Source organism: Pseudomonas sp. YuFO20 (genome assembly GCF_035064975.1).
In the GTDB taxonomy this organism is placed as follows: domain Bacteria; phylum Pseudomonadota; class Gammaproteobacteria; order Pseudomonadales; family Pseudomonadaceae; genus Aquipseudomonas; species Aquipseudomonas putida_AE.
Window position 1 is genome coordinate 1 of the sequence record NZ_JAXDEO010000189.1, and the last position, 415, is coordinate 415.

1 protein-coding gene is annotated in these 415 nt (G+C 46.5%); it reads right to left on the reverse strand.

Features of this window, described 5'->3' with window-relative positions; genetic code table 11:
* A partial coding sequence (locus tag SOP85_RS31205; RefSeq protein WP_323629435.1) for a LysR substrate-binding domain-containing protein occupies positions 1-415 on the reverse strand: 415 nt, incomplete at both ends.

The following is a 415-nucleotide window of genomic DNA, read 5'->3' on the forward strand; positions in this document are numbered from 1 at the left end:
AGGTTCATCTGCCCGCAATTGAACGAAGCAGTTGTGCTGATGAAGTTCTTCAATACGGTTAGGGATGCCAAATTTCTCAATATAGGCCGGAGCGCAACACACCATCGGGCGATCAACTCCCAAAGAGTAAGCCGTAACAGTGCTATCGGGCAATGTACCCCAACGAATGGCGAGATCCAAACCGTACTCAACGAAATTAAGTACACGATCGCTCATGAACAACCTGACTGTAATGTGGGGATTCTCTTTAATGAATGCATCTACTAAAGGGGTGATCAATTGCCGTCCGAGATCGGTAGGGCATGTCAAGCCAATAGTTCCTGAAAGGTCAGTTTGGCCGGTTTTGATTGTGTTATCCAAGCTGTCAACTTCTTCAAGGATGACAAGCGCCTTTTCGTAGAAGTACTGACCTTCT